Consider the following 21,149-nt stretch of genomic DNA (forward strand, 5'->3'; position numbering starts at 1 on the left):
AGGGGCGATCGGGGCGGGCGGCGGGCACGACCCGGGCTCGGCGGCGGGCACGGCCTCGGCGGCGGGCACGGGCGCAGCCGGGCTCGGCCCGGGCGACCTACACCAGGGCCGCTCGGCGGGGCAGCGCGTAGCCCAGGGCGAAGACGGCGAGCGCCGCCGCGGCCGCCGCGGCGCCGAGCAGGTCCAGCCACGCCGCGCCGAACGGCAGCACCGACGCGCCGACGACGGGCGCGATCGCGATCCCGACATACATCGCCGTCGAGTACCAGGACAGGGACACCCCGGCGACGGCGGGGTCGACGTCGACCAGCCGGTGCTGGATGGGCACGAGGGCCGCGGCCGTGGCCAGGCCCCAGACGCCGAACAGGACGGCGGTGCCCACGTACGAGTCCGCGGCCACGAACAGCGCGGCGAGGGAGACGGCGACCACCGCGAGCGCGGTGAGCGCGGTGGGCCGCGCCCCGAGCCGGTCGGTCAGGGAGCCGCCCAGCCAGTTGCCGACGAGGCCGGCGACGCCGAAGACCAGCAGGAGCGTCGCGAGCGCCGTGCCGCTGCCGCCCGTCACGCCGCGGGTCACGGCCGAGCTGAAGATGTAGACCATGTTGAACGCGGCGGTGAAGAGCAGCGCCGTCATGAGGGCCAGGCCGATCCGGACGTCGCGGAGCACGGCGAACCGGGCGGCGAGCCCGGGCACGGACCCGGTCGGCACGGTGCGTGTGAGCAGCGCGACGACGACGGCGAGCACCGCCGCTAGCGCCGCGAGGGTGCCGAGCGCGAGGCGCCAGCTCCCGAGGGCCGCGAGCGCCGTGCCCAGCGGGGAGCCGACGGCGGTCGCGAGCATGAACCCGAGACCGACGACGCCGAGTGCGCGCCCGCGCTGCTCCGGGGGCACGAGGGTGGGTGCCGCCGCCATCGCGGCGGGCATGAGCGCGGCCCCGCCGAGCGCGGCGACGACGCGGCCGGCCGTGAAGATCGCGAGGTCGCCGGCGATGGCCGAGAGGGCGATGCCGGCGGCGATGAGGCCCATGCCCGCGCCCATCAGGGTGGCGCGGGACGCGCGGGCGAACAGCACGGAGACCACGGGCGCGAGCACCGCGACGATGATCGCGTACCAGGAGATGGAGTAGCTGACGGCGCTCGTGGTCGCGCCGATACCCGTCGCGATCTGCGGCAGCACGCCCGCGATCACGAACGCGTTCGTGCCGACCACGAACAGCGCCGCCGCGATGACGCCGATCCGGAGATAGGCGCCGCGCGGCGAGTATGATTGTTCGATGAACGTCATACCGTCGAGCGTACGTGACAGTTCGATGGTTGTCGAACTATTGATGCGGACCGATGCCCCGGAGGTGTGTCATGGGTGACTACCCGAGCCCGGACATGACCGAGGTCGAGCTCGTCGACGTGCTCAAGGCCCTCGGCGATCCCGTGCGCCTGCGGATCGTGCACACGCTGGCCGACGGCGAGCCCAAGCCCAAGACCGTCGACGGCTGGGGCCTGGACCTCACGAAGTCGACGATGTCGCACCACTTCCGCACGCTGCGCGAGGCCGGGCTCACGCGCACGATCGTGCACGGCCGCACGCACGCCATCCAGCTCCGCCGCGACGAGCTCGACCAGAAGTTCCCGGGCCTCATCGAGGCGGTCCTGGGCGAGAAGTGAGCACGCCGCCCCGCCGTCGGGCAGCGCGCGACCCAGCCGGACGCCGTCGTCCGCGCCGAAGCCAACCCTCCCCCGGAAGCCAACTCACCTTCGAGACCTAAGTTTCTTCGCTCTGGGTCGCCTCAGAGCGAAGAAACTTAGGTCTCAAAGGTGAGTTGGGGAGACGCGACGGGTCACTCCGCGGGCTGCTCCCCCGGGTACGCCAGGCCGATCTGGTCGCGGATCGTGTCCAGCGTGGCCATGATCGCCACGGTCTCCTCGCGCGGGAGCAGCGGGCTGTCGAGCTCGCCGGCGGCGACCAGGCGCTCGGCCTCGGCGGCCTGGAAGTGCATGCCGCGCCCCGTCACCTCGACGCTGTACGTCTCCACCTCGGTGCCCGAGGCGTCGAAGACGTGCACCGTCGACGGGTTGTACCAGGTCGCGTCGATCTCGATGCGGCCCTCGGTACCCAGGATCGAGGCCCGGTTGGGCCCGCGGGTGTCCGACGCCGAGACGGTCGTGGCGACCCGCGCGCCGTCGTACCCGAAGATCGTGGCGACGGTGGCGTCCGCGCCCGTCTCCTTGAACGTCGCGTGCGACTGGACGGTGAGCGGCTCGCCGAACAGGTCCCAGGCGAACGAGACCGGGTAGATGCCCAGGTCGAGCAGCGAGCCGCCGCCCAGGGCCAGGTCGTTGATGCGGTGGGACGGGTCGTCCGGCAGGTCCTGGGTGTGGTCCACCATCAGGGTCCGCACCTCGCCCAGCACGCCCGACGCGATGATCTCGCGCACGCGCGCCATGTGCGGCAGGAACCGGGTCCACATGGCCTCCAGGACCACGAGCCCCTTCGACTCGGCGAGGTCCACGACCTCGCGCGCCTCGGCGGCGTTCAGCGTGAACGGCTTCTCGACCAGCACGTGCTTGCCGGCCTCCAGCACGAGCTTCGCGGCCTCGGCGTGGAACGGGTGCGGCGTCGCCACGTAGACGATGTCGACCTCGGGGTCGTTCACGAGGTTCTCGTAGGAGCCGTGCGCCGTCGGGATGCCGAACCGGTCGGCGAACTCGCGGGCCTTCCCCAGGTTTCGGGACCCCACCGCCTGCACGGTGAAGCCGTTGTCGTTCAGGTCTGATGTGAAGCTCGCGGCGATCCCGCCGGCCGCCAGGATGCCCCAACGCAGGTGTGTCATGCGTTCGAGCGTAGTGCCCGAAACGTGTCAGACGCTCAGGTCACCGGGGTGACCTGAGCGTCTGACGCGTGCGGGGCGGAGGGGGTCAGTTGACCTGGATGGTCATGTGACCCTTCTTCGCGTCCTCGGTGAGCACCTTGATCGTGGTGCCGGTGCCGCCGACCTTGACCGAGTGGCCGGGGTTGGCCGGGTCGTAGTAGGCGTTCGGGTTGGTGTCGTCGAACTTCCACACCGGCCACTGCTTGCCGACCTTGAGCGAGGTCAGCGACGTGGCCGACACCTCACGGTGCAGCGACAGCGCGTCGGTCTTCTGCAGGCCGAACGTGGCGTCGAAGGACTGGATGCGGTTGCGGGCGATCGTGCCGTCCGACCACTTCAGCGCCTTGGGACGGGCGTCGACCGGCAGGGCCTGGCCGCCACCCGGGTGCTGGGAGACGTTGTTGTCGCCGTACAGGCTGTTCACGTACCAGATCAGCAGGCCGTCCTGGTACGGGTAGTGCTCCACCTTGTTGCTGTTGGTGAAGCCCCAGCCGAAGTTGTACGGGCCCGACTTCAGGGTCTGGTCGTACCCGCCGTACACGCGGTTCTCGGCCACGTAGTAGTGCTGGTAGGTGACCTCGTAGGTGCCGTCGGCCCCGACCGTGGTGAAGCCGTCGGCGGTCCAGTCGGACCCGTCCGAGAAGTCCTCGGTCAGCGCGTCACCCACGGCGACGTCGTCGACCAGGATGCCGGTCTCGTTGGTGCCGCCGTCGCTGGAGTAGCGGAAGCGGACCGACGCCGTCTGGCCGGCGTAGTCGCCGAGGTCGGCGGTCAGGTCGACCCAGGCGCCGTCCGAGGCGCCGGTGATGCCGGAGCCCGGGTTGGTGCCGTTCGGGTCCTCGTCCGTCGACAGGTTGTTCGGCAGGGCGGTCCAGGTGGAGCCGCCGTCCGTCGAGACCTCGGCGAACGCGTAGTCGAAGTCCACCTCGATGTCGTACTGCACCTTGGCGGTCAGCGAGGCGCCGTCCGGCACGGTGAACGACGGCGAGGTGATCGTGTTGTTCAGGTCGTTGCCGGTACCCGAGTAGACGAACTCGCCGTCGAACGGCGCGATGCCGAGGTCGACCTGCTCGACGCCGTCCGGCAGGTTCACGATCGCGGCCTGCGCGCGCGTCGTGGCGTGGAACGACGGGCCGAGCTTGACCCGCTCACGCTCGCCCGGCTCGATCGTCTCGTAGTCGAGCCAGCCCAGGAACAGCTTCTCGGTGGCGCCCATGTGGTTGGGCGTGGTGCCGATGGTGCCGTCGCCGTGGCCCAGCCACGAGCCGGAGCTCATGAGGTTCCAGTAGCCGGTGCCGTTCTCGCCGCCCGCGGTGTCGTAGTAGTCCGGGAGGCCGAGGTCGTGGCCGAACTCGTGCGCGAACACGCCCAGGCCGCCGTTCTCCGGCTCCGTGGTGTAGTCACGGATCCAGATGTCGGAGTCACCGATCTTGATGCCGCCGAGCTTCTCGAAGCCGGACGGGCCGTCCGTGCCGAGGCCGCCCTGGTTGACCGCCCAGCGGTGCGACCAGATGGCCGACTCGGGAGCGCCGGCCTCCTCGCCCTCACCGGCGTGGATCGCCTGGAAGTGGTCGATGTAGCCGTCGGGCTCGGCCGTGATGCCGTCGCCGTCCATGTCGTAGCGGTCCCAGACGTCGAACGACTGGAGGTACGCGTCGATCTCCTCGGCGGTCTTGCCCGAGGCGATCTGGTCGTCGTACCAGGCGTCCGCGGTGTCCTGGACGAACCGCGTCATGTCCGTGCCGGACTCCGTGGTGCCGTAGGAGGCCGTGCTGTAGGGCACGGTCACCCAGTCGGACACGTCGCCCTGCAGGTCGAAGCGGCCCGACGACATCTCGTCGTAGACGCCGGCGAACGACTCGCCGTCCTGGTCCTCCAGGCCGGTGAAGAACATCTCCTGGTAGTGGTCGCGCGAGAAGTCGGGCTCCCAGTAGGTGGAGTTGTCGCTCCGCGTGGGCTCCGGGATCTCGTTGTGCGCCGGGCCGGCGGCGGCGTCCGGGTAGCGCTCGTCGGTCTCGTCGCCGAAGTCGACCAGGATGCTGAAGAGCTGCGCGGTCTCCTCGACGCCGTACTCGACGTACTCGCGCGGCGAGATCTCCACGACCTTGGACTTGTGCTTGCCCTTGCCGCGGGTCTCGACCTTCGCCTGGCCGGTCGCGACCATGTCCACGGCGGTCTGTCGCTTCTCGGTCTGCTTCTCGGCGAGGGCGTCCGGCCGGTTGTCCTCCTTGGCCGGGGCCGCCTGCTGCGGCGGCTCCTCGACCGGCGGTGCCGCGGAAGCCGTGATCGGCACGACGGCGGCCGAGAGCAACAGGGCTGCTCCCGCGCCGACTGCACAGATACGTCGATTCATGTTTCCTCCGTCAAGAGAGCGACGTCCGGGGACGAGGAGGTAATGCGTACGGGTCTCCGGACCTGCTGGACGACTTTGTCCACGGAGGAGGAAACCAGGGAAATATTACGACAATGTTGCCTAGGACACAGTTCTGCTTCACGACGTATGCCTGGAATGCACTCGTAGAATCGGTTCGAGGGCGCGTATTTTGGTCGCTGTCCGCCGGACCGGTTCGTCGTCCGGGTGAGCCCACGCCCGTCGACCCCGGAGACGCCCATGACCGCGAACAGCAGCGCCGCTGCGGCCACCTTTGCCGCACCCCCGGTCGACCAGCGCCGCGCCGCCGTCGCGCTGATCGCCCTGTCGGTCAGTGCCTTCACGTTCGTCACCGCCGAGAACCTGCCGGGCGGGCTGCTCACCCTCATCGCCCCTGACCTGGGCCGCAGCACGTCCGAGGTGGGACTGCTGGTCTCGGCGTACGCCGCCGTCGTCGTGCTGGCGTCGCTGCCGCTCTCGCGCCTGACCCGCCGGTTCCCGCGCCGCTGGGTGCTCGCGGCGACCACCGCGGTGTGCACCGTCGGGACGCTCTGGTCGGCGGTCGCGATCGGCTACGGGGACCTGATGGCCGCGCGCATGGTCACCGCGCTGGGGCAGGCGCTGTTCTGGTCGGTCGTCACGCCCGCCGCCGCGAGCCTGTTCGCGCCCGCCGTCCGCGGCAAGATGATCGCGCGGCTGGCGATCGGCAACTCCCTCGCGCCGCTGCTGGGCGTGCCGCTCGGCACGTTCGTGGGCCAGCAGGCGGGCTGGCGCACCGCGTTCCTGGTGTTCTCCGCGGTGAGCCTGCTGGCCTGCCTCGCGATGGCGATCGCCATGCCCGACGTCGACGCCGAGCAGAGCGGCACGGCCCGCGGCACGCACCCCAGCATGCGCCGCTTCGTGGTGCTCATGGTGGTCACGGTGCTGCTCGTGACCGGCGGCTTCATGATGATCACGTTCGTCACCCAGTTCCTGCTGGAGACGGCGGGATTCCCCGACCGGTACCTCAGCGCGCTGCTGCTGGGCCAGGGGGCGGCCGGCCTGACGGGCACGCTGCTCATCGGCCAGGTGCTCGACCGGCGGCCGTGGCAGACCGTGCTCGTGGCCCTCGGCCTGCTGACCGCCGCGCTCGTGCTGCTCTGGGGGCTGGGGCATGTCCCGGCAATCGCCCTGGTCGGGCTGGCCCTGTTCGGCCTCGCGTTCAGCGCGATCCCGCCCGCCCTGTCGTTCCTGTCCATGCAGGTCGCCCCGGGCGCCACCGAGTCGGCGACCGCGATCTCGAGCTCGGTGTTCAACATCGGGATCGGCGGCGGGGCGGCGCTCGGGGCGCTGGTGGTGGCGACCGTCGGCGTCGGCACGGTGCCCCTGGTGGGGGCGTTCTTCGTGCTGGCCGGGCTGGTGGTCGTCGCGGTCGACGTGCGGCTGGCGACCCGCCGGGCCGGCCTGCCGCACGCCGACCTCTGACGAGCTACTCCGCGACGCCCTGCAGGCTGCCCGTGAACGGCTCCTCGGAGCTGACGATGCACTGCAGCGCCCGGTCGTTCAGCTGCTCCCAGGTGGCCTGGGTCGGGTAGAAGCCCGTGTAGCCGTAGACGGACTCGTCGTAGGACACGCCCACGAACTTCTCGAACTCGTCGTAGCACCAGTCGTCGAACGTCTTCGACATGGACTCGTCGCCCGGGTACTCGTCGCCCTCCATGATGAGTTCCGCGTAGACCTCGCCGGTGTGCTCCTCGGCGCACGGCACCACGGGCACCGACTCGACCTCGAAGTCCTCGCCCTCCGCGGTCTCGCCGTAACCCTCGAGCGCCTCCAGGTCGATGCAGTCGCCCTTGAGGATCTCGAACGCGTCCGCGTCCGCGGAGGCGGTGATCTCGCCGCCCGGCTCGTCACGCGGCGCGTCACCGCTCGACATGATCCCGTCCAGGACCGAGCAGCCGGTGAGCAGGGTCAGCGAGACGGTGGCGGCGGCCGCGACGGCCAGCAGCCGGACCGGACGACGAACGGGACGGACAGTGCGGTTCATCAAGTTCTTCCTTTGGTTCGGCACGACGGCGGGGACCCTCGCCGCGGCCGCATCGGGCCGCCCCGGAAAAATACCGTCTCGAACGTCCGTACTGGTGGCGAGCGGGCAACGATTCGATCACGGGGGCGAGTTCACGCACAGTTCACCCGCGCGAGCGGGCGCCGTCCTACGGTGTCTGACGCGGACCACCCGCGCACGACACCCCGACGAAGGAGCAGTCATGCGAGCCAGCACCCCCTCGCGCCTGACGGGCGCGGCCGCGGCGGCCGCCCTGCTGGCCGGGGCCTTCCTCGCCTCGGCGAGCACGGCCACGGCGGGCACAGTCCCAGCAGGCACGACGCCGGACGACGGCCCCGCCGCGACGTCGGCCACGACGTCGTCGGCCGGGCACGACCGGAACCACGGCAAGCCCCGGGCCCTGCGCGTCGCGACCTACAACCTGTCGCTCAACCGCGCGACCGAGGGCGAGCTCGTCGCCGACCTGTCCACGGGCGACGACATCCAGGCGGCGACGGTGGCCGAGGTCATCCAGCACGCGAACCCCGACGTCGTGCTGCTCAACGAGTTCGACTACTCCGGCGACGCCGACCCGTACGCCGCGACCGACCTGTTCCGCGAGAACTACCTCGAGGTGCGGCAGGGCACGGGCAAGCCCGTGGAGTACCCGTACGCGTTCGTCGCGCCGTCGAACACGGGCATCCCCAGCGGGTTCGACCTGAACAACGACGGGACCGTCGGGGGCGGCGACGACGCGCTCGGCTTCGGCCTGTTCCCGGGGCAGTACGGCATGGTCGTGCTGTCCAAGTACCCGATCCAGCACCGCGACGTCCGCACGTTCCAGGACTTCAGGTGGCAGGACATGCCGGGCGCGCTGCTCCCGGACGACCCCGCCACACCGGCCCCGGCCGACTGGTACTCGGCCGAGGAGCTGGCGGTGCTGCCGCTCTCGTCCAAGTCGCACTGGGACGTCCCGGTCCGTGTGGGGCGCGAGACGGTGCACGTGCTCGCCGCGCACCCCACCCCGCCGTCGTTCGACGGGGCCGAGGACCGCAACGGGCTGCGCAACCACGACGAGATCCGGCTCTGGGCGGACTACGTGCGCGGCGGCCGCAGCGCCCGGTACATCTACGACGACGAGGGCCGGCGCGGCGGGCTGCGGCCCGGGTCGTCGTTCGTGATCGTCGGCGACTACAACGCCGACCCCCTCGACGGCGACTCCGCCACGGGCGGCGACGGCGTCCCCGCGATCGACCAGCTCCTGCGGCACTCCCGCATCACCGACCCGCGGCCGACGTCGGCGGGCGCGTCCGAGGCGTCCGCGCTGCAGGCCGGCGCGAACCTGACCCACGAGGGCGACCCGGCGCTGGACACGGCCGACTTCGCCGACACGACGCCGGGCAACCTCCGGGTCGACTACGTGCTCCCGTCGCGTGACCTGCGCGTCCGGGACGCGGGCGTGTTCTGGCCGGCCGCGGCGGACCCGCTGTCCCGGCTCACGGGCGTGTACCCGTTCCCGAGCAGCGACCACCGGCTCACCTGGACCGACGTCAAGCTGCCGAAGTAGGACCGTAGCGAGATAGAACTCTGGCGTACCCCCTGATCAGGAGGTACGCCAGAGTTCTATCTCGCTACGGTTCTACTTCGGCAGGGTGGGCTAGCTCGCCTTGTCGACGTCCTCCGCCAGGGTGCCCAGGTACAGCGAGATCACCTTCGGGTCGGACTGCAGCTCCTTGCCCGTCCCGGTGTACGCGTCCTTGCCCTGGTCGAGCACGTAGCCGCGGTCGCAGATCTGCAGGCAGCGCCGGGCGTTCTGCTCGACCATGACCACGGACACGCCCGCCTTGTTGATCATCCGGGTGCGCAGGAACGTCTCGTCCTGACGCACCGGCGAGAGGCCGGCGGACGGCTCGTCGAGCAGCAGCACCGACGGGTTCATCATCAGCGCGCGGGCCATGGCGACCATCTGCCGCTCACCACCCGACATGGCGCCCGCACGCTGCGAGCGCCGCTCCCCCAGGGTGGGGAACAGGTCGGTGATGAACTCGAACCGCTCGTTGAACGCCTTGGGCCGCAGGTACACGCCCATCCGCATGTTCTCCTCGACGGTGAGCGAGGGGAACACGTTGTTGTTCTGCGGCACGAACCCGACACCCTGCGACACGAGGGTGTTCGCCTTCTGGTTCGTGATGTCCTCGCCGGCCAGGGTCACGCTGCCGGAGCGCACGTTGACCAGGCCGAACAGGGACTTCAGGAGCGTGGACTTGCCGGCGCCGTTGGGGCCGATGATGCCCACGAGCTCGCCCTTGGCGACCTCGAGGTTGCACCCGTTCAGGATGTTCACGCCCGGCAGGTAGCCGGCGACGATGTCGGTCGCCTTGAGCAGGGTCTCCCGCTTCTCGGTCTTGGCCGCGTCGTTCATCGCTTCTCCTCCTCGGCCTCGAGCCGGGCCAGCACTGCGGGGTCGAGCAGCGAGTCGTCCCCGAGGTCGGTGTCGTGGTGCGCACCCAGGTAGGCGTCGATGACGGCCTGGTCCTGCATGACGGACTTGGGCGGCCCCTCGGCGACGATCTTGCCCTCGGCCATCACCACGACCCAGTCGGAGATGTGCCGCACGGCGTGCATGTCGTGCTCGACGAACAGCACGGTCATGCCGTCGTCGCGCAGCGCCTGGATGTGGTGCAGCAGCGACTGGACCAGGGCCGGGTTCACGCCGGCCATGGGCTCGTCGAGCATGATCATGGTCGGGTCCGTCATCAGGGCCCGCGCCATCTCCAGGAGCTTGCGCTGGCCGCCGGACAGCGAGCCCGCGAAGTCGTCCTTCTTGGCGTCGAGCTTGAACCGCTCCAGGAGCTCGAGCGCCTTCTCGGTGTTCCGCTTCTCGGTGCCCGCCCACAGCGGCTTCACCAGGGAGCCGAACAGGTTCTCGCCCGGGTTGCCCATCGCGGCGAGCAGCATGTTCTGCATCACCGTGAGGCGCGAGAGCGCCTTGGTGAGCTGGAACGTGCGGACCATGCCGTTGCGCGCCACCTTGGCGGCGCTGACCCCGCCGAGCGACCTGCCCTCGAACGACCACGTGCCCTGGTTGGGCTTGTCGAACCCCGTGAGCAGGTTGAAGAAGGTCGTCTTGCCGGCACCGTTCGGACCGATGAGCGCCGTGATGACGCCGCGCTGGACCTCGAGGTGCTGCACGTCGACGGCGGTCATGCCGCCGAACCGGCGCTCGACGTCGTCGACGACCAGGATCGGGTCGGGCTTGCTGACGCCGACCGTCGGCTCGACCGCGGCCAGGACGTGCTCCGCCGCCTTGGCGGCCGCGGTCTCGGAGCGCTCGACGGCGTCGAGCGCCTCGACGGTGCTGTCGGGCACGTCGGTGCTCTCGGGCACGTCGGTCGCCTCGGGCACGTCGGACACCTCTGTCACCTTGTTCTCCGTCGTCTCATCGGGCATCGAAGGCGAGCTCCTTCTTGTTCCCCAAGATTCCTTGTGGTCGGAAGATGACCAGCAGCATCAGGGTCACGCCGACGAGCAGACCACCGATCTGCTCGACCATCGTGGCCGACACGACGCCCTCCAGGCCCTCGCGCATACCGGCGCGGAGCAGCATGTAGACCGCATAAAAGAGCATGGACCCCAGGACGGGACCGAACAAGGTGGCGGCACCACCGAGCAGCAGGACGGTCCAGGCGAAGAAGGTCAGCGAGCGGCCCATGGCGTCAGGCGCGACCGACCTGGGCAGCACGTACAGCATGCCCGCGAGCGAACCGCACATGCCGCCGAGCACCAGCGCCTGCATCTTGTAGGCGAAGACGTTCTTGCCCAGTGCGCGGACGGCGTCCTCGTCCTCACGGATGCCCTTGAGCACGCGACCCCAGGGGCTGCGGGTCAGGAGCCAGACGAAGAGGACGGCGACGAGCACGACGGCCCACGCGAACAGACGGGTCCACCACGAGTCGGACCCGGTGAACACGTACTCCAGCGGGCCGAACGCGCCCCGCTCGGGCGGCGCCGGCAGGAACGAGAGCTCCTGGAACGTCGCCTTGAAGGAACCACCCGTGAGGCCCGCCGCGCCGCCGGTCCATTCCTGGAACACGGTGGCACGGCCGAGCATTCGGATGATCTCCGCGGCCGAGATGGTCACGATCGCCAGATAGTCGCCGCGTAGCTGCAGCGTGGGTGCGCCGAGGATGAGCGCGAACAGGGCTCCCGCGGCGAGCGAGATGAGCAGGGCCAGCCAGAACGGCGCGCCGGAGATCGTGGCGATGCCGAAGCCGTAGGCGCCCAGCAGCATGAAGCCTGCCTGCCCCATGTTGAGGAGGCCGGTGAACCCGAAGTGCAGGTTGAGGCCGATCGCGGCCAGCGCGATGGCGGCGGTGGTCGGAGCGATGAGCTCGGCGAGCGCCTGGGTGAGGATGCGGCTCAGTTCCATGATGGTTCTCCTTTCAGCCGATCCGCTCGGCGCGGCCGAGCAGGCCCTGCGGCCTGAACAGCAGCACGAGGATGAGGATCACGAGTGCCGAGGCGTAGCGCAGGTCGCTCGGCATTCCGGGGATGAGGGTGGACATCTCGACGACCAGGCCGATCACGAGCGATCCGAGCAGTGCGCCGTAGGCGGTGCCGAGGCCACCGAGGGTGACGGCGGCGAACATCAGGAGCAGCAGCAGCATGCCGAGCGACCAGTTGAACGAGCCGAACGAGATGGCCAGCAGCATGCCCGCGAGGCCGGCGAAGCCGGTGGACATGACCCACACGATGCGGATGATGCGGTCCGGGTTGATGCCGGTGGCCGACGCGAGCGCCGTGTTGTCCGAGACCGCTCGGGTGGCGCGGCCGATCCGGGTGCGGGTCAGGAACCAGCCGATGAAGAGGATGACCACGACCGCGACCACCATCGAGAGCCAGGACGCGGTGCTGAGCGTGATGCCCGCGATCTCCAGGGGCCGGGGGTTCTGCGGCAGGACGCGGTGCGACCGGCCGCCGATGACCATCTGGATCGTGTACTGCAGCGCGAGCGACAGACCGATGGTCACGATCATCATCTGCGTGACCGGGGTGCCGCGTCGTCGTAGCGGCGCCCAGATGGCGGCGTCCTGCAGCCAGCCCGTCGCGCCGCAGGCCACGATCACGAGGATCACCGCGAGCCAGACCGGCATGTTCAGCCAGTTGACGCCGATGTAGCCGAACATGGCGCCGAGCGTCACCTGCTCGCCGTGGGAGAAGCTGGAGAGCCCGGTGGTGCCGTAGATGAGGCTGATGCCCACCGAGGCCAGGGCCAGCAGCAGGCCGAACCTGATGCCGGAGCCGAACTGCTGCCAGATCTGCTCGAACGAGGGGCCGCCGCCACCGGTGGTGGTCGTGCCGGCCCCGCCGAGGCCTTCGCCCGCGGCGCCGCCGCTGGCGGCGTCGGTGGGCTCGGCTCCTCCGGTCTCGCCGTCACCGGGCGCGGTGGTGGCGCCGTCGGTGGGCTCGGCGCTCTCCGGGGGCGTGGTGCCCAGCCGGAACGCGGCGCGCGCGGAGCTGCCGGTCTGCGCCGTGACCTGGCGTTCGGTGGTGTCGGGGAAGAGACCGTCCGGGACGGTCGCCTCGTCGATCGTCAGTGTGTAGGAGCCGACCTGCGGCACCTCCACGGACGCCGGGCCCTCCTGGGTCGTGATCACGTCTTGCTCGAACCCCGCGCCGGAGATGGTGACACCCACGTCGGGGACGGGATTGCTCTCCTCGTCCAGGACGATCGCCACGACGCACGCGGTCGAGTCGTCGGGTGTGCACTCCGCGGCGGGCGCAGCGGCAGCCATCGCGGGCGCCGCAGCGATCACGGCGGGGATGGCCACCGCCGCGAGCGTGGCCAGCAGCCTGCGCGCGGCCGTCGCGAGGTTCGGTCGGTCGGCTGTCATCTGCCGGGTCCTCCGTCGGTTCTGGTGTGGTGGTGCTCCGAGGTCTCGGTGCCGCACGACGTCAGCATGATTCAGTCCTGCTTAACCAGGCCTGCATCAAACTGATGCCATCGGCGTGCGGTGAGTGTAGCCGTGCCATGTGTCGGGCGTTACACCCGTGGGTCACACCGAGGTCACGGAGTCGCATCGATGAGGGCAGCGGGAGGGCGTGGAACACCCGCTCGCTCACCCCTCGTCACGGTTAGGCTGACGCGGTGTCCGACGACGCCCTGACTCCCCCAGCGGCCGCCCCCGCGGCCGACCGACCGACGGCCGTGCGGGTCCTCCCGCCGTCCGAACCGCCCTTCACCGTGCGGCGCCCGAGCGAGCGCACCTTCCACGGCGACACCTTCACCGACGACTACGAGTGGCTCCGCACCAAGGAGGACCCCGAGGTCGTCGCGCACCTGGAGGCGCAGAACGCCTGGACCCTGGACCGCCAGGCGCACCTCGCGCCGCTGCGGCAGACCCTGTTCGACGAGATCAAGGGCCGCACGCTGGAGACCGACCTCTCGGTCCCCGCGCGCGACGGCGACTGGTGGTACTACGCCCGCACGGTCGAGGGCCAGCAGTACCCGATCCACGCGCGCTACCCCGTCGCCGGCCCGGACGACTGGACGCCCCGCGTCCTGGAACCGGGGCAGCCGGTGCCGGGCGAGCAGATCATGCTGGACCAGAACGCCCAGGCGGAGGGTCACGACTTCTTCGCCCTCGGGTCGCTCGACGTCTCCGACGACGGCACCCGCCTGCTGTACGCGACCGACACCGCGGGCGACGAGCGCTACACGCTCCGCGTCCGTGACCTCGCCACGGGTGAGGACCTCCGCGACGAGGTGCGCGAGACCGCGCCCGGCGCCATGTTCACCCCCGACGGCCAGCACGTCTTCTACCTGACCGTCGACGAGGCCTGGCGGCCCTGGCGCGTCTGGCGCCACCGGCTCGGCACCCCCGGATCCGACGACGTGCTGGTGTTCGAGGAGCCCGACGAGCGGTACTGGGTGGGCGTGGGCCTCTCCCGGTCCAAGAAGTACCTGCAGATCGAGCTCGGCTCCAAGGTGACGAGCGAGTCGTGGCTGCTGGAGTCCGACGATCCGACGGGCGAGTTCCGCGTCGTCTGGCCCCGCCGCGAGGGCGTCGAGTACACGGTCGAGCACGCGGTGCTGCCGACGTCGCTGGTCGAGCCTGTGTCGCTGGTCGAGCCTGTCGAGACCCAGGTCTCGACAGGCTCGACCGGCGACGTGCTCCTGATCCTGCACAACAAGGACGCGCTGAACTTCGAGCTGGTCGCCTCCCCCGTCCCCGCTCCCGGCGGGACGGTCGCCCCGGAGGCGGCGGACGTCGTCGTGCCGCACGACCCCGACGTGCGGCTGGAGGGCGTGAGCGCCAGCGAGCGCTACCTGGTGCTCTACTACCGCCGCGAGGCGATCTCCCGCTCCGCCGTGCTGTCGCTGGTCGAGCCCGTCGAGACCGGCGAAGGCCCCGTCGGCTGGGACTTCCAGGAGATCTCGTTCGGTCAGCCGCTGGAGTCCGTCGGCGCGGGCGTGGGCGTCTGGGAGCAGCCCAACCTGAAGGTCGGCTACACGTCGTTCGTGACGCCGTCGTCGCTCTACCTGTACGACGTCGCCTCCGGCGAGCGCACCCTGCTCAAGCAGCAGCCGGTGCTCGGCGGCTACGACGCGGGCGACTACGACCAGCGCCGGGAGTGGGCCGTCGCCGAGGACGGGACGCGCGTGCCGGTCTCGCTGGTCTGGCGCAAGGACAAGGTGCGGTTCGGGGTCTCGACAGGCTCGACCACCGGGACGAGCGAGGCACCCGCCGAGCCCGCCCCCCTGCTCCTGTACGGCTACGGCGCGTACGAGTACTCGATCGACCCGTACTTCTCGGTGTCCCGCCTGAGCCTGCTCGACCGCGGGGTCGTCTTCGCCGTCGCGCACGTCCGGGGCGGCGGCGAGATGGGCCGCTCCTGGTACGACGACGGCAAGCTCGCCGCGAAGCGCAACACGTTCACCGACTTCGTGGCCTGCGGCCGCCACCTCGTCGCCACCGGCTGGACGGCGTCCGACCGCATGGTGGCCGACGGCGGCAGCGCCGGCGGGCTGCTCGTCGGCGCTGCCACCAACCTGGCGCCCGACCTGTTCACGGGGGTGCTGGCCGGGGTGCCGTTCGTCGACGCGCTGACGTCGATGCTCGACCCGACGCTCCCCCTGACCGTGACCGAGCGCGACGAGTGGGGCGACCCCCTGAACGACGCCGACGTGTACGCCTACATGCGCTCGTACACCCCGTACGAGAACGTGTCCGACGACGCGTCGCGTTATCCCCAGGTGCTCGCGACCACCAGCTTCAACGACACCCGCGTGCTCTACGTGGAGCCGGCGAAGTGGGTGGCGCGGCTGCAGGCAGCGGGCGCGCCGGCGATGCTGAAGATCGAGATGTCGGCCGGGCACGGCGGCGTCTCGGGGCGCTACTCCGCGTGGGAGCAGGTCGCGTTCGAGCAGGCCTGGATCCTGGACGTGCTGGGCCTGGCCGGCCTCTGACCCTCAGAGGCCGGCCTTGGCCGCGACCACCCGGGCCGCGGCCGCGTCGATCTTGGCGGCGAAGGCCGGGTCCTGGCGTGCGGCCTTCACCAGGGCGTCCACCATCGCCGGGGCGACGGACGGCTTGGCGGACGCCAGCACCAGGTCCACCCCGGCGTCGACGGCGCGGACCGCCCGCTGGCCTGCGGGCACGCTCTGGACCTGCACGGCCGCGGACAGGTCGTCGGTGATGATCACGCCGTGGAACCCGTGCTGGCGGACCAGGCCCACCGCCTTGGGGCTGAACACCGCCGGGGCCTTCGGGTCGATCCGCGCGTAGACCGCGGACGACATCATGACCAGGCCGGTGCCGTCCTTGATGCCGGCGGCGAACACCGTCACGGACGGGTTGTTCGGCCCGGTCACGGTGTCGGTCACGCCGGCCGTGGTGTCGGTGTTCGCCGTGACCCGGCCCAGCCCCGGGAAGTGCTTGATCGCCGTCTGCACGCCCGCGGACCGCTGGCCCTCGGCGAACGCGTCGCCGTGCGTGATCACCGACGTCGAGGTGTACCCGAAGTTGCGGTCGAACGCGCCGATGGGTGCGTTCGAGGCGGCGGTCGCGCGCGGCACCAGGTCCATGACGGGCGCGAGGTTGAGGTTCACGCCCGCGAGGGCGAGCTCCTGCCCCCAGACCTTGGACCGGGCGCGCAGGTCCGACGGCGTCAGCCGGGCCTGGTCGAGCGCGCTCGGGATGGTGCTGAAGCCCTTGCCGCGCAGCACCTGCACCGCGCCGCCCTCCTGGTCGGTCGCGACGAAGAGGGGGACCGGGGAGTCCGACGCCGCGATGGCGGCGTTCACCAGGTTCTTCACGGGCTGCCGCCCGGCCTGGGTGCGGCCCGCCAGGAACACGCCGCCGATCTTCTGGTCCCGCAGCATGGTGAACGTCGGCTGGAACGGGCCCTTGACGGGCAGGCCCACCATCACGACCTGACCCACCTTCTGCTCCAGGGTCCAGCCGGCGACGAGCGACAGGTCGGGCTCGGCCGGCGCGGGATCCGCCGCGGGCGGGGTGGACGGCGTCGCGCCGGAGGCGGACGGCGAGGCGTCGGCCGACGGCGTCGCCCCGCCGGACGACGGGGAGGCGCTCGGGCTCGGTGAGGGGCTCGGTGTGGGACTCGACGGCGTGCTGGACTGAGCGGGTCCGGGGATGGAGGAGGGTCCGGGCTCACCGGCCGGAGCGGAACATCCCGCGGCCAGCGTCGCTACCGTGAGAACGGTGGCGACCAGCAGGCCCGCGGGGCGAAAGCGGATCATGTACACCAGTCTCACCCCGCTACCGGCCCTCTGCGCAACAGTCCGGCGAGACCTGTTTCAGAGCGCCGCTGCGACCGCCCGGACGAACTCGTCGACGTCGTCCGCCGTGGTGTCCCACGCGCACATCCAGCGCACCTCGACCCGGTCGGCCGTCTCGCCCGGCGCCCAGTCGTAGAAGCGGGCGTGGGCCCGCGCCCGGTCGGCGGCCGCGCGCGGCAGCGTCGCGAACACGACGTTCGCCTCGGTCGGGCACGTCACGCGGACGCCCGCCTCCGGCAGCCCCGCCCCCTCGATCCCCGCGCGCAGGCGCGCGGCCATCGTGTTGGAGTGCGCCGCGTTGCGCAGCCACAGCGGCCCGTCCGCGGCGGTGCCCTCCGCCGCAGACTCCGTGCCCGACGTCGGCGTGCCCGGCTCGCCGAGCAGCGCCAGGAGCTGGGCCGACACGAACCGCGTCTTGGAGGCGAGCTGCATCGTCGCCTTGCGCAGGTACGGGACCGCCTCGGTCAGCCGCCCCGGTCCGCCCGGCCCGGCCACCGCGTCGTCGTCGGACAGGACCACCACGGCCTCGCCCAGCATGCCGCCGTTCTTGGCCGCGCCGAACGAGAGGATGTCGACGCCCACGTCGGTGGTGATCTCCCGCAGCCCGACGCCGAGTGCGGCCGCCGCGTTCGCGAGGCGCGACCCGTCCAGGTGCACGCGCAGGCCCGCCGCGTGGGCGGCGTCCGCGAGCAGCTTGAGGTCGGCCACGGAGTAGACCGTGCCCAGCTCGGTCACCTGCGTGAGGCTGAGGACCGCGGGCTGCGCCCGCTGCACGTTGCCGATGTCGCCGGCGTAACGGTCGACGGCGTCGGGGCCGATGCGGCCGGCGACGCTCGGGACGGCGAGGACCTTGAGGCTGCCCACCCGCTCGGGCGCCCCGTTCTCGTCGGTGTGGATGTGCGCGACGTCGCTGGCGATCACCGCACCCCAGCGCGGGGCCGCGGCCATCAGGCTGATGACGTTCGCGCCCGTGCCGTTCAGGACGGGGAAGATGCGGGCGCGCTCACCGAACACCTCGGTGGCGCGGACCTGCAGACGGGCCGAGACGGGGTCGTCGCCGTACGAGACGGCCGCGCCGTCGTTGGCCGCGACGATCGCGGCCATGACCTCGGGGTGGACGGGGGCGTAGTTGTCGGAGGCGAAGTGCTGCACCTCCCCATTCTCCCGCCCGGGGACAGGCCGAGGGCCCGGCCACCTCGAAAGGTGACCGGGCCCTCGTAGTGCAACCGGGCGAACTCAGGAGCCCGCCGTGCCGGCTGTCAGAGATCAGATCGGGCGGATGTTCTCCGCCTGGAGGCCCTTGGGGCCCTGCTTCACGTCGAACTCGACGCGCTGGTTCTCCTCGAGCGAGCGGTAGCCGCTCGACTGGATCGCGCTGAAGTGGGCGAACACGTCCTGCCCACCGTCCTCGGGTGCGATGAACCCGAAGCCCTTCTCGGCGTTGAACCACTTGACGGTTCCGAAAGCCATGTACTGCTCCTTGCAAGATGCGACGACCCCGGCCTTCGGGATCGCTGTAATCACGGTGTCGTCGTCATCTCTTGGAAGAACGATCGAGGCACTGCAACACGGCAAGCGTACCTGCCCGTGCCCAGGATAGCCCGACCAATCTCCGCGAGGTGCGTCTGACCGGCCAGCGGATGAACTTTCCTTGGGTCTAGGGTGATGTGGGTCACGTCCTCGTAACGATCTAGGCCGTGGCGGGGGATTCGTGACACAGGCGTCACACAAGGTGACTACTTTCAGCGACCACGACGGGGCAAAGTGCGCCGTTCAGATCCACTCCCGCTTGAAGGGGAACAGCAGACATGATTCGACGTTCCACGGCTGCGCGCGGGCTCGCGCTAGCGGCAGTCCTCAGCGTGGGCTTGGCAGCCTGCTCCACCTCGGGTTCTGGCGATGGAGAGGGCGGGGGCTCCGCGGAGCCGCTCGTCGTCGGCACCATCCTCCCGATCACCGGCTCTCTTGCCTACCTCGGTCCGCCCGAGGTCGCGGGCGTCGGACTTGCGGTCGACGACATCAACGCCGCCGGGGGTGTGCTGGGCGAGGATGTCACCCTCGAGTCCGGTGACTCCGGCGACTCGACCGACATGAGCGTCTCGACCAACACGGCCACCGACCTGATCGGCAAGGGCGTGCAGGTCGCGATCGGCGCGGCGTCCTCGTCCGTGTCGCAGAACGTGGTGGACCAGTTCACCGAGGCCGGGGTTCTCCAGATCTCGCCCGCGAACACCGCCACCGAGCTCTCCGGCGTGAGCGACCTGTTCACCCGTACCGCCCCGCCGGACACCGTCCAGGGTGCGGCGCTCGGCTCGCTCGTGCTCGACGGCGGCCACCAGAAGGTCGCCTTCCTCGTGCAGAACGAGACCTACGGCACCGGCCTGCGCGACAACGTGCAGAAGGCCATCGAGGAGGGTGGCGCCGAGGCTGTCTACGGCGGCACCGGCGCCGGCGAGGAGTTCGCCCCCGGCGAGACCAACTTCTCGTCCATCGTGACCGACGCGCTGGCCGCCAAGCCGGACGCCATCGTCATCCTCGCGTTCGAGGAGACCAAGGCGGCCGTGGCCGAGCTCGTCTCCCAGGGCTGGGACTTCGACGGCACCACGTACCTGTGCGACGGCAACACCGCCGACTACTCCAAGGACTTCGACCCGGGCACGCTCGTGGGCGTCCAGGGCACCATCCCCGGCGCCGACCCGGCGCAGGAGTTCAAGGACAACGCCAGCGCCTGGTACGAGGAGGCCGAGGGCTCGGCCCTGACCGACTACGCCTACGCCGCTGAGTCGTACGACGCCGTGATCCTCGCCGCGCTCGCCGCGGTGAAGGCCGAGTCGACCTCCGGCACCGACATCGCCGCCCAGATCCGTTCCGTGTCCGGTGCGGACGGTGGCACCGAGGTGTCCACGTTCCAGGAGGGCGTCGACGCGCTCGAGGCCGGCGAGGACATCCACTACACGGGTGTCTCCGGCATCGGCCCGATCAACGAGGACAACGACCCGTCGTCCGCGTTCATCGGCGTCTACAACTACGCCGACGACAACACGCTCGTGTTCGACCGTGCGATCGAGGGCTCCGTCGAGGGCTGACGCTCCCGGCTGATCCAGCACGAAGGCCCGGTCACCTCGGTGGCCGGGCCTTCGTCATGTCCTGTTCGTGCAGCAAGGGGACGATGGGCGGGAACCCAGGGCGACGGCACGCCGTTGACCGGGGTGGACCGTCAGGACCGAACACTCACGAAGGACTTGAGAACATGGGCTTCCTCGACCGACTGCTCGGCCGCGAGCCGCGCGAGCAGATCCCCGGTATGCACCAGGGCGGCGGCGCACCGCGGCCGCAGTACCAGCAGGCGCCGGGCCAGACCCCGGCCTACGGCACGGCTCCCGTCTACGGGTCCGCCGCGAGCACGGGCCGCAGCGAGGACGAGGTCGCGGTCGAGCGCTACCGCTACCTCCTGCGCACCGCACCGCCGGACCGGGTCGAGGAGGCCCACGCCGAGGCGTTCGCGCAGCTCACGCCCGAGCAGCGCAACCAGGTGCTGGCCCAGCTCAGCGAGACGGTGCCGCCCAACGAGCGCGCGACGTCGGACGAGCCGCGCGACCTGGCCCGCATGGCCACCCGCGCCGAGATGCGCAACCCCGGCACGCTGGAGCGCAACTTCGGCGCGAGCCGCGGCCCGGGCTTCGGCTCGATGCTGGGCGCGAGCATGCTCGGCACCATCGGCGGCATGGTCATCGGCTCGGCCGTGGCCGACATGATGTTCGGCAGCTCGTTCGGCGACCCCGGGCAGGACTTCGCCGGCGGCGAGGAAGCGGGCGCCGAGGGCGGGGCTGAAGAGGCCGGGGCCGAGGAGGCGGGCGGCGAGCCCGTCGAGGCGGCGGGTGCCGAGGGCGACCCCGGCGCGGACGCCGGTGGCGACGGCGGCGGCTTCTTCGGCGACATGTTCGGTGGCGGCGACGGCGGCGGGGACTTCGGCGGCGACTTCGGTGGCGGCGAGTTCTAGCCTCCTGCCTGCCTGACGCAGAGCCGTGGCGAGGGAGGACCCAGACGTACGTCGTCGGGTCCTCCCTCGCCACGGTGCTGTCCGGC

Annotated in this window: 17 protein-coding genes; 6 read left to right on the forward strand and 11 right to left on the reverse strand. The window is 71.0% G+C overall.

What is annotated here, in order from left to right; translation table 11 throughout:
* Nucleotides 1-97: 97 nt before the first annotated feature.
* Nucleotides 98-1,285: an MFS transporter gene (locus FHX71_RS23530; RefSeq protein WP_182619801.1), complete on the reverse strand. Its 1,188-nt coding sequence runs from the start codon at nucleotides 1,283-1,285 to the stop codon at nucleotides 98-100.
* Nucleotides 1,286-1,356: 71 nt separating this feature from the next.
* Between FHX71_RS23530 and FHX71_RS23535 the strand changes: the two genes are divergently transcribed.
* Complete coding sequence (locus FHX71_RS23535; protein ID WP_182619802.1) at nucleotides 1,357-1,662, forward strand: ArsR/SmtB family transcription factor; 306 nt, start codon at nucleotides 1,357-1,359, stop codon at nucleotides 1,660-1,662.
* Between the two features lie 173 nt (nucleotides 1,663-1,835).
* On the opposite strand, the gene FHX71_RS23540 is transcribed toward FHX71_RS23535, so the two are convergent.
* Together FHX71_RS23540 and FHX71_RS23545 are read right to left on the reverse strand one after the other, a co-directional pair.
* On the reverse strand, nucleotides 1,836-2,828 hold the full coding sequence (locus tag FHX71_RS23540; protein ID WP_182619803.1) for a Gfo/Idh/MocA family protein: 993 nt from the start codon (nucleotides 2,826-2,828) through the stop codon (nucleotides 1,836-1,838).
* An 85-nt stretch (nucleotides 2,829-2,913) separates the two neighbouring features.
* Complete coding sequence (locus FHX71_RS23545) at nucleotides 2,914-5,220, reverse strand: immune inhibitor A domain-containing protein (protein ID WP_182619804.1); 2,307 nt, start codon at nucleotides 5,218-5,220, stop codon at nucleotides 2,914-2,916.
* Nucleotides 5,221-5,478: 258 nt separating this feature from the next.
* On the opposite strand from FHX71_RS23545, the gene FHX71_RS23550 reads away from it, so the two are divergent.
* Nucleotides 5,479-6,702: an MFS transporter gene (locus FHX71_RS23550; RefSeq protein ID WP_182619805.1), complete on the forward strand. Its 1,224-nt coding sequence runs from the start codon at nucleotides 5,479-5,481 to the stop codon at nucleotides 6,700-6,702.
* Nucleotides 6,703-6,706: 4 nt separating this feature from the next.
* Here the strand turns inward: FHX71_RS23550 and FHX71_RS23555 are convergent, their stop codons facing one another.
* Nucleotides 6,707-7,264: a septum formation family protein gene (locus FHX71_RS23555; protein WP_182619806.1), complete on the reverse strand. Its 558-nt coding sequence runs from the start codon at nucleotides 7,262-7,264 to the stop codon at nucleotides 6,707-6,709.
* A 220-nt stretch (nucleotides 7,265-7,484) separates the two neighbouring features.
* Here FHX71_RS23555 and FHX71_RS23560 point away from each other — a divergent pair, with 220 nt between their 5' ends.
* Nucleotides 7,485-8,828, forward strand: coding sequence for an endonuclease/exonuclease/phosphatase family protein (locus FHX71_RS23560; RefSeq protein ID WP_182619807.1), 1,344 nt, complete (start codon nucleotides 7,485-7,487; stop codon nucleotides 8,826-8,828).
* A gap of 90 nt (nucleotides 8,829-8,918) precedes the next feature.
* On the opposite strand, the gene FHX71_RS23565 is transcribed toward FHX71_RS23560, so the two are convergent.
* Genes FHX71_RS23565 through FHX71_RS23580 form a run of 4 tightly spaced genes read right to left on the reverse strand, consistent with a single transcriptional unit; the run spans nucleotide 8,919 to nucleotide 13,155 of the window.
* Nucleotides 8,919-9,683: an ABC transporter ATP-binding protein gene (locus FHX71_RS23565; RefSeq protein WP_182619808.1), complete on the reverse strand. Its 765-nt coding sequence runs from the start codon at nucleotides 9,681-9,683 to the stop codon at nucleotides 8,919-8,921.
* Nucleotides 9,680-10,711: an ABC transporter ATP-binding protein gene (locus FHX71_RS23570; protein WP_182619809.1), complete on the reverse strand. Its 1,032-nt coding sequence runs from the start codon at nucleotides 10,709-10,711 to the stop codon at nucleotides 9,680-9,682. Before FHX71_RS23570 ends, FHX71_RS23565 begins: the two co-directional genes overlap by 4 nt.
* Complete coding sequence (locus FHX71_RS23575) at nucleotides 10,701-11,690, reverse strand: branched-chain amino acid ABC transporter permease (RefSeq protein ID WP_182619810.1); 990 nt, start codon at nucleotides 11,688-11,690, stop codon at nucleotides 10,701-10,703. The genes FHX71_RS23570 and FHX71_RS23575 overlap by 11 nt, the downstream gene beginning before the upstream one ends.
* A gap of 13 nt (nucleotides 11,691-11,703) precedes the next feature.
* Entirely contained in the window at nucleotides 11,704-13,155 is a 1,452-nt protein-coding gene (locus FHX71_RS23580; protein ID WP_182619811.1) for a branched-chain amino acid ABC transporter permease, read from the reverse strand.
* Between the two features lie 314 nt (nucleotides 13,156-13,469).
* Here FHX71_RS23580 and FHX71_RS23585 point away from each other — a divergent pair, with 314 nt between their 5' ends.
* Nucleotides 13,470-15,731 (forward strand): S9 family peptidase, encoded by a 2,262-nt coding sequence (locus FHX71_RS23585; protein ID WP_182620073.1) that lies wholly within the window; start codon nucleotides 13,470-13,472, stop codon nucleotides 15,729-15,731.
* Between the two features lie 3 nt (nucleotides 15,732-15,734).
* Here the strand turns inward: FHX71_RS23585 and FHX71_RS23590 are convergent, their stop codons facing one another.
* The 3 genes from FHX71_RS23590 to FHX71_RS23600 form a co-directional block, all read right to left on the reverse strand.
* Nucleotides 15,735-17,024, reverse strand: a complete 1,290-nt coding sequence (locus FHX71_RS23590; RefSeq protein WP_220490246.1) for a glycoside hydrolase family 3 N-terminal domain-containing protein — start codon at nucleotides 17,022-17,024, stop codon at nucleotides 15,735-15,737.
* Nucleotides 17,025-17,081: 57 nt separating this feature from the next.
* Nucleotides 17,082-18,215, reverse strand: coding sequence for a threonine aldolase family protein (locus FHX71_RS23595; RefSeq protein WP_182619813.1), 1,134 nt, complete (start codon nucleotides 18,213-18,215; stop codon nucleotides 17,082-17,084).
* Nucleotides 18,216-18,329: 114 nt separating this feature from the next.
* A complete protein-coding gene (locus FHX71_RS23600) occupies nucleotides 18,330-18,533 on the reverse strand; it encodes a cold-shock protein (protein ID WP_036971009.1) in 204 nt (67 codons plus the stop codon).
* Between the two features lie 338 nt (nucleotides 18,534-18,871).
* On the opposite strand from FHX71_RS23600, the gene FHX71_RS23605 reads away from it, so the two are divergent.
* Nucleotides 18,872-20,149, forward strand: coding sequence for an ABC transporter substrate-binding protein (locus FHX71_RS23605; protein WP_182619814.1), 1,278 nt, complete (start codon nucleotides 18,872-18,874; stop codon nucleotides 20,147-20,149).
* A 164-nt stretch (nucleotides 20,150-20,313) separates the two neighbouring features.
* The gene (locus tag FHX71_RS23610) at nucleotides 20,314-21,063 is read left to right on the forward strand and encodes a hypothetical protein (protein WP_182619815.1); all 750 of its coding nucleotides are present in this window, start codon (nucleotides 20,314-20,316) and stop codon (nucleotides 21,061-21,063) included.
* The last annotated feature ends 86 nt before the right edge of the window (nucleotides 21,064-21,149 follow it).

The sequence above is a fragment of the Promicromonospora sukumoe genome (genome assembly GCF_014137995.1).
GTDB classification, from domain to species: domain Bacteria; phylum Actinomycetota; class Actinomycetes; order Actinomycetales; family Cellulomonadaceae; genus Promicromonospora; species Promicromonospora sukumoe.

Excerpts from the sequence above, each read along its gene's own strand:
- FHX71_RS23530 (WP_182619801.1), bottom strand. The coding sequence starts at position 1,285 with ATGACGTTCATCGAACAATCATACTCGCCGCGCGGCGCCTATCTCCGG.
- FHX71_RS23535 (WP_182619802.1), top strand. The coding sequence starts at position 1,357 with ATGGGTGACTACCCGAGCCCGGACATGACCGAGGTCGAGCTCGTCGAC.
- FHX71_RS23540 (WP_182619803.1), bottom strand. The coding sequence starts at position 2,828 with ATGACACACCTGCGTTGGGGCATCCTGGCGGCCGGCGGGATCGCCGCG.
- FHX71_RS23545 (WP_182619804.1), bottom strand. The coding sequence starts at position 5,220 with ATGAATCGACGTATCTGTGCAGTCGGCGCGGGAGCAGCCCTGTTGCTC.
- FHX71_RS23550 (WP_182619805.1), top strand. The coding sequence starts at position 5,479 with ATGACCGCGAACAGCAGCGCCGCTGCGGCCACCTTTGCCGCACCCCCG.
- FHX71_RS23555 (WP_182619806.1), bottom strand. The coding sequence starts at position 7,264 with ATGAACCGCACTGTCCGTCCCGTTCGTCGTCCGGTCCGGCTGCTGGCC.
- FHX71_RS23560 (WP_182619807.1), top strand. The coding sequence starts at position 7,485 with ATGCGAGCCAGCACCCCCTCGCGCCTGACGGGCGCGGCCGCGGCGGCC.
- FHX71_RS23565 (WP_182619808.1), bottom strand. The coding sequence starts at position 9,683 with ATGAACGACGCGGCCAAGACCGAGAAGCGGGAGACCCTGCTCAAGGCG.
- FHX71_RS23570 (WP_182619809.1), bottom strand. The coding sequence starts at position 10,711 with ATGCCCGATGAGACGACGGAGAACAAGGTGACAGAGGTGTCCGACGTG.
- FHX71_RS23575 (WP_182619810.1), bottom strand. The coding sequence starts at position 11,690 with ATGGAACTGAGCCGCATCCTCACCCAGGCGCTCGCCGAGCTCATCGCT.
- FHX71_RS23580 (WP_182619811.1), bottom strand. The coding sequence starts at position 13,155 with ATGACAGCCGACCGACCGAACCTCGCGACGGCCGCGCGCAGGCTGCTG.
- FHX71_RS23590 (WP_220490246.1), bottom strand. The coding sequence starts at position 17,024 with ATGATCCGCTTTCGCCCCGCGGGCCTGCTGGTCGCCACCGTTCTCACG.
- FHX71_RS23600 (WP_036971009.1), bottom strand. The coding sequence starts at position 18,533 with ATGGCTTTCGGAACCGTCAAGTGGTTCAACGCCGAGAAGGGCTTCGGG.
- FHX71_RS23605 (WP_182619814.1), top strand. The coding sequence starts at position 18,872 with ATGATTCGACGTTCCACGGCTGCGCGCGGGCTCGCGCTAGCGGCAGTC.
- FHX71_RS23610 (WP_182619815.1), top strand. The coding sequence starts at position 20,314 with ATGGGCTTCCTCGACCGACTGCTCGGCCGCGAGCCGCGCGAGCAGATC.